Source organism: Acinetobacter sp. YH12070 (genome assembly GCF_013419625.1).
GTDB classification, from domain to species: Bacteria; Pseudomonadota; Gammaproteobacteria; order Pseudomonadales; family Moraxellaceae; genus Acinetobacter; species Acinetobacter amyesii.
Genome location: NZ_VOZT01000072.1, coordinates 1 through 12,954 on the forward strand (window position 1 = coordinate 1; position 12,954 = coordinate 12,954).

At 42.0% G+C, this 12,954-nt stretch carries 12 protein-coding genes; 11 read left to right on the forward strand and 1 reads right to left on the reverse strand.

All coding sequences use genetic code 11. The annotated features are described in order from the left end of the window. Nucleotides 1–280 precede the first annotated feature (280 nt). The 7 genes from tsaB (at nt 281) to FTU17_RS15445 (ending at nt 7,299) form a co-directional block, all read left to right on the forward strand. Nucleotides 281–946: a tRNA (adenosine(37)-N6)-threonylcarbamoyltransferase complex dimerization subunit type 1 TsaB gene (tsaB, locus tag FTU17_RS15415; RefSeq protein WP_180009923.1), complete on the forward strand. Its 666-nt coding sequence runs from the start codon at nt 281–283 to the stop codon at nt 944–946. Nucleotides 947–958: 12 nt separating this feature from the next. Further along, nucleotides 959–1,783 (forward strand): undecaprenyl-diphosphate phosphatase, encoded by an 825-nt coding sequence (locus FTU17_RS15420; RefSeq protein ID WP_180008558.1) that lies wholly within the window; start codon nt 959–961, stop codon nt 1,781–1,783. Further along, on the forward strand, nt 1,777–2,595 hold the full coding sequence (locus FTU17_RS15425) for a class I SAM-dependent methyltransferase (RefSeq protein ID WP_168378507.1): 819 nt from the start codon (nt 1,777–1,779) through the stop codon (nt 2,593–2,595). Before FTU17_RS15420 ends, FTU17_RS15425 begins: the two co-directional genes overlap by 7 nt. A gap of 125 nt (nt 2,596–2,720) precedes the next feature. Further along, nucleotides 2,721–4,112 carry a C13 family peptidase gene (locus FTU17_RS15430; RefSeq protein WP_078192361.1) on the forward strand — a complete coding sequence of 464 codons (1,392 nt, stop codon included), beginning with the start codon at nt 2,721–2,723 and terminating at the stop codon, nt 4,110–4,112. A gap of 28 nt (nt 4,113–4,140) precedes the next feature. Beyond that, nucleotides 4,141–4,986, forward strand: coding sequence for an S-formylglutathione hydrolase (gene fghA / locus FTU17_RS15435; protein ID WP_180021431.1), 846 nt, complete (start codon nt 4,141–4,143; stop codon nt 4,984–4,986). A gap of 130 nt (nt 4,987–5,116) precedes the next feature. Then, the gene (locus tag FTU17_RS15440; RefSeq protein WP_180135956.1) at nt 5,117–6,223 is read left to right on the forward strand and encodes a YjgN family protein; all 1,107 of its coding nucleotides are present in this window, start codon (nt 5,117–5,119) and stop codon (nt 6,221–6,223) included. Between the two features lie 14 nt (nt 6,224–6,237). Next, on the forward strand, nt 6,238–7,299 hold the full coding sequence (locus tag FTU17_RS15445) for a M48 family metallopeptidase (protein ID WP_180135957.1): 1,062 nt from the start codon (nt 6,238–6,240) through the stop codon (nt 7,297–7,299). Nucleotides 7,300–7,330: 31 nt separating this feature from the next. Here the strand turns inward: FTU17_RS15445 and FTU17_RS15450 are convergent, their stop codons facing one another. Beyond that, nucleotides 7,331–7,627, reverse strand: a complete 297-nt coding sequence (locus FTU17_RS15450) for a DUF2218 domain-containing protein (RefSeq protein WP_180135958.1) — start codon at nt 7,625–7,627, stop codon at nt 7,331–7,333. A 245-nt stretch (nt 7,628–7,872) separates the two neighbouring features. Here FTU17_RS15450 and rpe point away from each other — a divergent pair, with 245 nt between their 5' ends. From rpe to FTU17_RS15470, 4 genes are all read left to right on the forward strand, one after another. Next, entirely contained in the window at nt 7,873–8,559 is a 687-nt protein-coding gene (rpe, locus tag FTU17_RS15455; RefSeq protein WP_168378513.1) for a ribulose-phosphate 3-epimerase, read from the forward strand. 668 nt (nt 8,560–9,227) lie between these two features. Beyond that, entirely contained in the window at nt 9,228–9,689 is a 462-nt protein-coding gene (locus tag FTU17_RS15460; protein WP_180135959.1) for a hypothetical protein, read from the forward strand. 46 nt (nt 9,690–9,735) lie between these two features. Beyond that, complete coding sequence (locus tag FTU17_RS15465) at nt 9,736–11,733, forward strand: multicopper oxidase domain-containing protein (protein ID WP_180135960.1); 1,998 nt, start codon at nt 9,736–9,738, stop codon at nt 11,731–11,733. Continuing rightward, nucleotides 11,720–12,712: a copper resistance protein B gene (locus tag FTU17_RS15470; RefSeq protein WP_180135961.1), complete on the forward strand. Its 993-nt coding sequence runs from the start codon at nt 11,720–11,722 to the stop codon at nt 12,710–12,712. Before FTU17_RS15465 ends, FTU17_RS15470 begins: the two co-directional genes overlap by 14 nt. Nucleotides 12,713–12,954: the final 242 nt, after the last annotated feature.

The following is a 12,954-nucleotide window of genomic DNA, read 5'->3' on the forward strand; positions in this document are numbered from 1 at the left end:
ACTTCATGTACAACCATCATTTTAAAGGCGAAGCTATAATCACGTTGTGTGCGTTTAACTCGTTGTTCTTGTGCATGTTCCATAAAATAAGTCTCTTAAGGTGTAAACTTATTTCAGGACGGGACAACATGGCAAGCAAAAAAGCCTCGAAGTTTGTCGAGGCTTTTTTATGGATTAAATGCAGAAAGCGCTGTGTCTGAGGTGGAAAATCTCGCGAACTGCGATGGAGTGGAGTATCATATTCAACGTTTTTTAAGATTAACTTTAATTAAGGTTGCGCATGAAATTACTGGCATTGGAAACTGCCAATGAGCAGTGTTCCGTCTCGATTGTAGATGAAACTCAAGAGCTTTATTTTCAACTCGATTTACGGGCAAAAGCGCAGACGCAAACTATTCTCCCAATGATTGAGCAAGGGCTTAATCAAACTGCTATTGAGTTAGCGAATTTAACTGCGATTGCCTTTAGTCGTGGGCCTGGCTCATTTAGTGGTGTTCGTATTAATGCAGCGGTAACACAAGCCTTGGCATGGGCCAATGACGTACCTGTTGTTCCAGTATCGACTTTGCAAGCTTTGGCTCAAGCGGCGCATCGTGTACATGGTTTGACTGAAGTAACTGCAGTCCTTGATGCACGCATGCAAGAAGTGTACATCGCCAGCTATCAACTCGATGCCAATGGCATTATGCAGGCTGTTGATGAAGAACAATTATTAAGCTACGCCGATGCCACACCACAGATCAAATTTACTGTCGTGGGTTCTGGTAGTGAGCTCATTCAATCAGAACAAACACAATACAAAGACTTAAGTGCAACAGCACAAGATATTGCTACTATTGCCCGCGAAGCGGCGCAAAGAAAAGCATGGGTGAGTGCTGAACTTGCATTGCCCGTATATTTACGAGATAACGCCTGGAAGAAAATTTCAGAACAAGGCAAGCCATAATTAGGGTTATATATGGATCTTCTACTGCTGCTCAAAGCGGCAATCATGGGTATTGTTGAAGGTATTACCGAATTTTTACCGATTTCAAGTACAGGGCATTTAATTCTGGCTTCAGAATTAATGAACTTTTGGACCAAAGAAAAAAGTGATGTTTTCGTGATCGCAATTCAAATGGGTGCGATTGCGGCGGTGATTTATGAATACTGGGGCCGCCTGTGGGGCGCAGCAACCGGTATGGTGACTGGTGAAGAAAAAGGTCGCCGTTTAGGTTTTGGCTTAATTCTCGCTTCGATTCCAATCGTATTGATTGGTTTGACGTTTGGTCAGACGGTGAAAGAGCTGCTGTTCAATAACATTGCGATTGCTATGGGGTTGATTATCGGTGGTTTGATCATTATTTGGATCGAAAAAAATCCACCGCAAGTGCGTGCCAAAGAAGTAGAAGATTTAACCATTAAAGATGCGATTTGGATTGGTTTAATTCAAGTTTTGTCTTTAATTCCAGGGACTTCACGTTCAGGTGCGACTATTATTGGTGCCATGTTCTTAGGGGTTTCTCGTAAAGCAGCCACTGAGTTTTCATTCTTTTTGGGTATTCCGGTTATTGTCGGTGCAGGTTTGCTGGATTTATATCAAAGCTATGATGTATTTCAAGGCACTCAAGATTGGACGGTAATCGCCGTTGGTTTAATCGTTTCGTTTGTCTCGGCATTACTTTTGATTCGTGCGCTTGTTGCTTATGTGGCAAAACGTGATTTTATGATTTTTGCATGGTATCGAATTGTTTCGGGTTTATTGATTTTGTTGTTCGCATTTACAGGCTGGAAATTATGGTAAGCGAAATCCGCTTATACACAGAACAAGAGTTTCATGAGAAAGCACAGCAGTATTCTGCTGTGCTTTCTTTACGTGGCGTATCTGTAAATATTGAATTGATTGAAAAATTAAACGCGCGTTTTTTACGTTTAAACTCTGAACTCAGTTTGTGTGTCGATGCAGATGGCTTGTGGTTAGCGGCCAATGGCATGAAGATGCAACCCGATTGGAAAGCAGAAGTGGGGCGTTTAAAGCGAGCATCCTTAAAGTCTGAGATGATTGCACGTGCGTGTAATTTGGCTGAAAAACCACAGCTTGTAGATGCAACCGCAGGGCTAGGGCACGACAGTCTCTTAATGGCACATTTGGGTGCTCATGTGACCCTTGTGGAACGTCATCCGATTTTATTTACCCTATTGGAAGACTCACATCAACGTGCGCAGCAAGATGCGTTTTTAAGTTCGGTTGTGGCTCGAATTGAATTGGTCTTTTCAGATTCGGCAGATTATTTGAAACATTTATCGACGACCAATCAAATCTTTGACGTGGTTTATCTCGATCCTATGTTTCCGCAGCGAGATCAAAACCAGCAAGCCGTCAAAAAGCAAGCTCAGGTCAAAAAACAAATGCAATTATTGCATTTACTGTTACCTGAAGATGGTGAAATGGATTTAGGTGATAATTTACTGGATTTAGCACAAAAAATTGCTAAACGTGTCGTGGTTAAACGTCCACGATTGGCGGTTTTTTTAGCGAATCAAGAGCCACAACATCAGTGGCAAGGTGATGCTTGTCGCTTTGATGCATATTTCCAACATGATCTTGTGACTTAAAATGATATTTGCTTCAATATTGTTCAAAGATTTGTTATATAGTTAAAAAATAGCATTGCTAAAAACGACATCAGGCATAAAATTATTTGTGCGATTAAGCGAGCCAAGGCCACCATCAGAACTCTATGATTGATTTCAAACCCTCCATCAATTTTTGGCATGATTTTAAAAGCAACCAAACTGCGGGGATGTGGTTATTTTTGGGGTCTCGTCGTTCTTTACAAATCGTTCGACCATCGATTTTACAATTGGTGTTTTGGGGGATTTTAGGTGGTTGTGCTAACAGTTTATTTAGTTGGCTCAGCACGGGACGTATTGGCGAATTTAATGCCCAAGGTCTCATTAGCTATGCATTGTGGCCATTTATTGCTTTAATCGTGGGGATTTTCCTGTCACAACGTGTGAATAATCCACGGTTAATGTTGGTCCCAGCATTGCTCTGGTTGGTGCTTGATACGCACATCATGTTGTTTCAATGTTTGATTCAATATATGGGAGATCTCGATTTTCTCCCATACTTCCTATATGACTACATTCCAACGTTATTCATTATTCTATTTGTTTGGCAAAGTTTGGCTGTCGTTTGGGTATTTTCACGTGAGTTGAAATGGCCATGGTGGGAGCGGGCACTGATTATGGGTGCGACGCTATTTACTTTAGTCGTGTGGCAAGTCTCAGTCAAAGATCAGCCGATTTGGAAAGTGGAAGAAGTTCCACCAAGCTTTGCTGAAGATGCCTTCTATGCACAAAGCCGTTTGCTCAATAAATCCTTAGATGCAGTCGAATATGGTGAATTTGCCCAATCCCATTGGTACTTCTTAGGGGTGGCGGGTGCGAGTTATCAAGATGTCTTTAAACTGGAAATTGAACGGATTAAAGAACAGTTTGATACACGTTTTGGCACCTATGGGCGTTCGGTTGAGCTTATCAATAACCCTGCAACGCGCACTGAAATTCCGCTGGCATCTAAAACCAGTATGGAGTTGGCGCTGCGTCGTATTGGTCAACAGATGAACCGAGAAAGTGATGTCTTATTTTTATATATGACCTCACATGGTTTACCGAATGTCTTTGAAATGGAAAATGCACCTTTGGATTTGGCGCAAGTCGATCCTAAATGGTTAAAAGAAGCCTTGGATGCATCCGGAATTCGTTGGCGTGTAATTGTGATTTCTTCATGTTATTCAGGCAGTTTTATTCCAGCACTACAAAATGATAATACTTTAATCATTACTGCATCGGCAGCAGATCGTCAGTCTTTTGGCTGTTCGAATGAAGCTGAATACACCTATTTTGGCCGTGCGTTCTTTGATCAGGCGATGCGTGAGCAGACCAGTATTCAAGCGGCATTTAATGAAACCAAAGCGACTGTAGCGAAATGGGAAGCAGCGCAAGGTTTCGAACCTTCTGAACCACAGTGGTCTATGGGGAAAAACATGGCATTAATGTTGCCTCAATTAGAACAACGATTGTTCCCGCCGACAACTACTGCACCGGCTACGACGGTTACGCCTTAAAAGATTAAAAAAGTTTAGGATAAAGATCATGGAATTAGTACAACGAAATACTTGTTTTGCGGGTGAGCAGCGCATTTATCAATTGGATTCTTCAAGTCTAAAAACCCCAACAAAGTTCGGTATTTTTCTGCCGGAAGCAGCCTTGCAAGGCCAAGCGTGTCCTGCATTGTTTTATTTGGCGGGATTAACCTGTACTGAAGAAACCTTTGCCATTAAAGCGCATGCACAGTGTTTAGCTGCGCAGCTCGGCCTGATTTTAATCAGCCCTGATACTTCTCCACGTGGGGAACAGGTGGCGCAAGGCGATCATTGGGATATTGGGCAAGGCGCAGGCTTTTATATTAATGCAACGGAACAACCTTGGGCCGAGCATTATCAAATGGAACGTTTTATCACTGAAGAATTGTATTCGTTGGTACAGGCTGAATTTCCGGTACAAAAGGGTGCGATTGGCATATTCGGACATAGTATGGGCGGTCATGGTGCATTAACTTTAGCGTTGAAGCATCCTGACCTGTTTAAATCGGTTTCTGCTTTTGCACCGATTTGTGCGCCGAGTCAGTGTCCTTGGGGCGAAAAAGCCTTTAGTCAATATCTAGGTTCAGACCGTCAGCAGTGGCTTCAGCATGATGCTACAGCTTTAGTGCAATCCAAAGGGGCTTTGTTTAAAGCCATTTTGATTGACCAAGGCATTGATGATCAATTTTATAGCCAGTTAAATCCGGCGTTGTTTCAGCAAGCGTGTGAGCAAGTTGGGCAGCCACTCGAACTGCGTGAACATGCAGGCTATGATCATGGTTATTATTTTATTCAAAGTTTTATGGATGATCATTTGCAATTTCACGCTGTCCAATTGCAAACAGTAGTTCATTAATCTAAAAGCCAGTAGTTAAAAATATTGAGGCATAGCTTGCTTTGATATACGTATAAATAAAGCATGGTGATGAGCATTGCCATGCAAATGAATAAATTCGACATACCAAAAAAAATAATTTAGGGTACTTATGCAAAATTCACAAATGGAAACGCCGCTTCCGCCAGAGCTGCCCGTGATGAATCCACCGAGTCTATTTGGTGAGACAGAACAGGCTGATGTTTTGGGAAGAAATTATCATTTTAGGTTTAAAGGTAATGCGTCTGAATATTTCGGTATTTGGATTGTGAATATCTTACTGACGATTGTCACGCTTGGACTTTATGCGCCTTGGGCAAAGGTCCGCCGTTTACGGTATTTTTACGGTAATACTTGGGTGTTTCAGCGTTGTTTTGACTTTACCGGTTTGCCTACAAAAATTTTAGTCGGGCGAATCATTGCGCTAGTGGTCTATGGTGGTTTCTCTTTTGCTATAAATTATTCTTGGGAAGCTTTCTTAGCGGGCTTTGTCCTAATCTTCTTTGCGGTTCCTTGGCTTATTCGATCTACGATTCGTTTCCGTGCCCGTAACAGTAAGTTCAGTAATAGCCGATTCTTTTTTTCTGGGACGAATAAAAGCGCGTATTGGTGCTTTGTCAAATGTCTTGCGGTAGTTGTCTTTACCCTCGGTTTGTTTACACCTGTTGCGGTTTGGCTATATAAACGTGAATGTCTGAATCATTTGTATCTTGGTCAGTTGAAATTTAATCTGAATAATACGTGGGGCGATTATATGCGCGCCATGTATGTGCCTTTATTTCTGTTTATGGGCTTTAGTGCATTGCTGGCAGTAATCTTTGCGATACTGTTTGGTAGCTCAGATGGTTTAAATGACGCATCTTATGTCTTCATTATTTTTGGTATGTATTTGATTGGCTACATGTTTATTTGGCCACTCACCGCTGCACGTATTTTTATTACCACTTGGAATAACACTACTTTGAGCCGCAGCCAGTTTCATACGGACTGTAATCAATGGCGCTATGCATGGATTGTCTTGAGCAATTGGTTGGCTAAAGTGATTAGCCTCGGTTTACTGACACCATGGGCAGTTGTACGACTATATAAATATCAGACTGAATCTTTGCATTTAATGTTGGTCGATGATCCTGACCAATTACACAATCAAATGCAGCAAGATCACAATGCGATTGCTGAAGAATTATCCGATATTTTTGACCTAGATATTTCCTTATAACGCAGGTGAATTACATGAAAACATCAGTAGTGAATGCAACCTATTATGATGGGAAAGTGTCAAAACCCTTTGTTGCTCAAATCAGCGCAGATGGGGAACATGCTGTGATTGTGCGTTATGGTCAAGACCTAGAACAAACGCAGCATTACACCTATCAAGATATGACGCTGATCGGTGCTTTAGGTGATATTCAGCCGGTGATCGAGTTAAAGGACGATGCTCGTTTAGAGTTTCATCAACCTTTGCCAGAGTGGTTTAATCTCGACGTAAAGTCGCGTTTGCATTCGATTTGGAAATTAGAGCGTTCGCCCTCCTTAATCATTTTTAGTGTGATTTTCGTGGTGGCTTTTGCTTTTGTCTTGATTAAATGGGGCATACCTGCGGCATCACATGTGGTGGCTAATCAACTTCCTGAGACAGCTTTAAAGAGTTGGGGCGATCAGGCTGAAAAATATATTATTGATATGACTGAACCCACAAAATTGCCACAAGCACGCCAAGATAAGTTGAAGCAAGAATATCAACAATTCGTGGCTGAAAATCGTCCTGCGAAGTTGTTATTCCGCGGTGGTGGCAGCATCGGTGCAAATGCATTGGCGATACCCAATAACACCATTATCGTGACAGATGAGTTGGTTAAATTAGCGAAAAATGATTATGAGTTAATTGGTGTACTTGCACATGAGCAGGGGCATTTAGTTCAACGCCATAGTTTGCAGCAAAGTTTGTCAGGTTTAGGCATCAGTATTATTTTGTTGATGATTACAGGAGATGGCTCTGACATTCTTACCAGTTTGCCGGTGGCTGCGGTGGGTGCGAGTTACTCTCGAGATTTTGAATCTGAAGCAGATTTATATGCCCTAAAACAACTTTCAAAACATCAAATTCCAACGGCACATTTTGCAAACTTCTTACAACGTATGGAAGATGAAGCTGATGGTGAAACAGCAAAAGAGAAAGGTGCAAAGGATGAAAGTGCCAAAGATCAGAGATCTTGGACAGACTTCTTTGAGTCACATCCAGCGACGAAAGCCCGTATTGATGCAGTCAGAAATTACCAATCACATCAGCATTGAGTGAAAGGCTTTGACAATATGGCGACGTAGACTACGGTTCGCGTTGCCATATTGCACTGAGTTCTTCTTGCCCCATGCGGATCAAATGATCTAATACCACATGTTCCAATTGATCTAGATTTGCACTTGGATCTTGGGCTGAAATCATCACGTCTAAAAATGCAGCTTGTGGTAAAAGACTGACTTCTGGAGAGGGCAGTTGAATCTTGAATGCAGTATTTTCTCCAATGATCTGTTCATTGACTTCAAATTTATGTTTCCAATGATTGACTAAGCGCTTAGCAACACGTGCTGCTTGGGCGGTGGTGATGTGTGTTGAACTTTTCATAGATGCAATTTTATTGTTAAGTCGTCAGTTCTTTAACTTAGTAAAGAAAATGGATGCCCGTTAAGTTTAAAAATGCAACGCTGTGTTTCTGTCGTAGAGATCTTTATTCATATTTATCTAAGAACTTTTCCATCCCAGCTATCTCAATCATTGGCATCGAAAAATCGACTAAGGGCATGGGCAGCGAATAGGGGGACAATTTGCTATAATGTGTCAATCACTCCCTTTTCAAAGCTAGGTTTTTCATGTCCAAGCCATTCTTAATCGCACCTTCAATTTTGTCAGCAGACTTTGCGCGCTTAGGTGAAGAAGTTGAAAATGTTCTAGAAGCAGGTGCAGATGTTGTTCATTTCGATGTCATGGATAATCATTATGTACCGAACTTAACTTTTGGTGCGGGCGTTTGTAAGGCATTGAAAAAATACGGCATTAAAGCGCCAATTGATGTGCATCTAATGGTTTCACCGGTAGACCGTATGATTGGCGATTTCTTAGACGCTGGTGCAGATATCATCACTTTCCACCCCGAAGCAACTGACCATATTGACCGCTCTTTACAGTTAATCAAATCTGGTGGTGCGCAAGCGGGCTTGGTGTTTAACCCTGCGACACCTTTGCATTATTTAGACTACGTTTTAGATAAAGTTGACCAAGTCTTGTTGATGAGTGTGAACCCAGGTTTTGGCGGTCAAAAGTTCATTCCAATGACTTTAGAAAAGCTGCGTCAAGCACGAAAAATTATTGATGCTTCAGGCCGTGATATTCGCTTAGAAGTGGATGGTGGTGTTACCCCAGCCAATATCCGTGACATTGCTGAAGCCGGTGCAGACATGTTTGTTGCAGGTTCAGCGATTTTTGGTAAGCCTGATTATAAAGCTGTGATTGATGACATGCGTTCAGAGTTGGCAAAAGTGCATGCTCAAGAGGCTTAAGCCTTTGGGTATAAGTTATTCCTCGCTTGTGGATAACTATATGGATAACCGTATGGATATCTGTGTAGATAACTATATGGATAACTTGGATAAATTATAAACGATTGTGCATCAATGGTTTAATAATTAGACGTATTAAGTATAAAAAGGACTCAATTGAGTCCTTTTTTTATGGGGTAAAGTGTTTGAAATACTATATTTTTATTAATCTATGATAAATAATTAATCAGTTTAAAAAATAACTTTTATGTTTTAACTGGCAGATATGCGCTGATTTTTATGACAGCGCAATAAATTTAAAACTGTTGTGAATAACTGCACAATTAATTATGCTGTTAGCAACTATTGAGATACGCTGCGACTGGCAAAACACATCATCGATCGCACTAGCTCGTGCTATTAGATATTTCTGAATGTATCGTTCATGATGGATAAATCGGTCGAGCTGCATGTCATATTGATACAAATGTCATGTGATTGCATTTGAATCGTAAATAATATCTTCATGGTGTTTCATGCGGATTTCGGCTGAGCCGATCGCGTGATGTTTCTAAAGATGTGTTAATAGGGACATGTTGTCACAGTGCATCATTGGGTTGAATTAGGGTACTAAATTGTTCAATTTTTTGCGAAAGCATCTTGGCTTTGCTTGGCTCATGGCGTTTGTCATGGGGTGGAGCAGTGTGGTTAGTGCTCAGCAAAATTTTCAACATCAACAAATGATGAACGCAAATGCCCATCAGGCATCAGTTCAAACAGCACATACTGATCCTTCGCATTTTAAAATGGCAAATTGCCATCAAAATCAGCGGCAAGCTGTTCCAGAGCATGCAGCACATCATGGCAAGCAGCCGACACCTGAAGTCATTTCAATGATGGACTGTCATCAATCTTTAGATTCGCCATCTGCACAGCAAGATGGTCTGGTGCATCATTCATCGATACAAAACACAGACTGTCAGGACTGTACACTCGCACATTGCCAAATCAGTACCTCTTATGTCGATAGCGCCTTGGTCGCATTGCAGACCTTCCATGTGCATCACTATGCAGAACCTCCTCGTTTCATTTTTGCTGGACAGCATTTAAAAGGCTTTTGGCAAGAAATTCTAAGACCTCCGCAAGCTTAACCTGAGTATTAAATACGTTTTTTCGTTATTTTATAAAGGTTAAGTCATGTCTAATTTATCTAAATCATGCCTCGTGCTCGGGGTATGTCTGCTGTCTCCAACGTGGGCGTTTGCAGCCATTAAAGAATATCATCTGAATATTGATGAAAAGACCATCAATTTGACAGGTAAAGCGGTCAAAAAAATCAGTGTCAATGGTCAGTTTCCAGCACCTTTACTGGAGTTTGAAGAAGGCGATGATGCGGTCATCCATGTGCATAATCAGCTCAAAAAACAAAATACCTCGGTGCATTGGCATGGTCTATTGCTGCCCGGTTTAATGGATGGTGTACCCGGTTTTAATGGTTTCAATGAAATTCAGCCGGATGGCAGCTTTACTTACAAATTTAAAGTCCGTCAAAGCGGAACCTATTGGTACCACGCTCATTCCAAAGGCCAAGAACAAGACGGATTGTATGGCGCTTTGGTAATTTATCCGAAAGGTAAACAAGCACTTGCCGCACATGAACAATCGCAACGTGATTATGTGGTCATGCTGTCGGATTTTCATGAATCATCTAGCGCTCAGATTATGGCAAATCTGAAAAAGTCTGCCGAATACTATCAAAATCAGCGTGAAACGGTTTCAGATGTATGGACGCAAATTCAACGAACAGGTTTAAAAAACACTTGGCAAGACCGTTCAATGTGGAATCAGATGCGTATGCTGAAAACGGATTTGTCTGATGTCACGGGTTATACGTTTTTAGTGAATGGCAAAACACCACAGCAGAACTGGACGGGGATGTTTAAGCCCAATGAAAAAGTCAGACTTCGTTTTGTAAATGCTGCGGCCATGTCGTTTTTTGATGTGCGCATTCCTCAGCTCAAAATGACGGTGGTCAGTGCAGACGGCCAAGCGGTAAAACCGGTCAATGTCGATGAATTCCGCATTGGTGCTGCGGAAACCTACGATGTGATTGTAGAGCCTAAATCTGCGCACTATCAGATAGAGGCTGAGTCGATCGATCGGACAGGATTTGCGATCGGTACATTACATGATGAAACTCAGCCTCAGCACTCAGGCATTCGCATGCCAGATGCACGACCACGCGCTTTGCTGACCATGGAAGATATGGGCCATGGTTCAATGTCAGGTATGGAGCATAGCAATATGGGACATACGGCAGCAGGCCCAACCCAAACTTCAGCAATCCAGCAAGCGAATGCTCATAAGCACAGCGCGCATACTGAAAATCAGTCAAAGATTCAGCCGAATCAAGTACATGATCATGCCGCTATGGGACATGACATGGACCATTCCCCAGTGACTGCACATATTGCTATGCAACATCCAGACATTCATAAACAGAACATGTCAGATACGGCGCATGCCAATATGGATCATAGTGTGATGGATCATTCATCAATGAACCACTCTTCAATGAACCACTCTTCAATGGATTCATCCATGAAACATGATACGCATGCAGCGATGGATCATGCACAGTCTAAAGGAGAGATGCATGCAGTTGAAAATTCAGCAACGGTTATGGGTTGGGCCAATGCTTCAACACCTGTCGGTGATAAGGCCTTGCAATATAGTGATTTAAAAGCGTTAACCCCGCAGCCTGATACACGTGAAGCGACGCAAGATTTGGTTATTCATTTGGGTGGAACGATGGAACGCTACATGTGGACCATGAATGGCAAAAAATTCAGTGAAGCCGAACCACTGCAGGTGAAATATGGTGAGCGAATTCGATTGAAATTTGTCAATGACAGCATGATGGCGCATCCGATGCATTTACATGGCATGTTTATGCAATTGGAAAATGGGCAAGTGTCTTCTGAAATGCCAAATAAACATACGGTGATTGTGCCGCCGGGGAAAACTGTCACGGCTCTGTTAACGGCCAATGAATTAGGGGAATGGGCGATTCATTGTCACTTGCTGTATCACATGTCTGCAGGGATGATGAATAAACTTGTGGTCGCAAATGTCGCGGAGAATACTAAAACAGCATCTGTGCCGAAAAAGGAGGTGTCTCATGCGCATCATTAAACCATGCACATATACAGTACTGGGTTTAGCTTTGGCATCTGTCACTCAAATGACCATGGCGCAAGATGCACATCACAGCATGCTGATGTCAGCTCAACATGAGTCGCATTCCTCACATGATTCGTCGCATCAAGAGATACAAACAGCGATTGAATCGAGCCAGATGGAGCATACTGCAGAACATGCAGAACATGCAGAACATGCAGAACATGCAGAACATGCAGAACATGCAGAACATGCAGAACATGCAGAACATGCAGAACATGCAAATGTATCATCTATTGCGTCACGTGCTGCTTCTGCGCAGCATCCTGTTGATCATAAGCGTGAACATGGTGGACAGATTTATCAAGCGACTGAGATCGACAGTCGATGGCTCAATAATGCCGATGGTCGTGGAAGTTTAAAGACTGAAATTGAGAGTCGAATCGGGACCGATGAAAATAAGCTCTTCATCAAACTACATGCCGATAAAGCAGAATCTCAAGACGCTGATTATGCGGCTCAAGTGATGTATAGCCGTATGATCTCTGACTTTTGGGATGCGCAAATTGGCGCACGTTATCGTGTCGATGAACATCAAGTGACGGACAAGGAACAGTTAGATGCTGCGGTGGGTCTGCATGGTCTGGCACCTTATTTCTTTGAAACCGATGCTTATTTATATCTTGGTGCAGAAAAACAGGTCAGTTTTTCTTTAGAAACCGAACGTGATCTGCTGCTGACGCAAAAATTGATTTTAAAACCGTATCTGAACCTAGATGTGGTGCTGAGTGATGATTCTGCCTATGCACAAAAAACAGGACTCAGTGCTGTATGGCTAGGGCTAGAAACACGCTATGAAATTAATAAAAAGTTGATGCCATTTATCGATGTTGCTTACAGCTATGAAAAAGGAAATCAGCATACGGCATGGCAAGCTGAAACTGGAAGTGAAAAACAATGGTGGTATGGCGCAGGTGTACGTCTGAAGTTCTAATCGGCGAATAGACCAAATAAAGAGGGCATCATCAACAGGTTTTGGTGATGCCTTTTTTATTTCTGAATCTGTCCTTTGAACAGACATGCTATGTTTTGGCGCAAATCATCTGCACTATAGCTAAATACCAAATAAATCATTACAGTAATCTTTAAATAATTTATCAATATCTTTAACTCTAAACTTAGTTCGAATCGCCTTGACTCGTGACCACATATTTTCTATTGGATTTAAATCTGGAC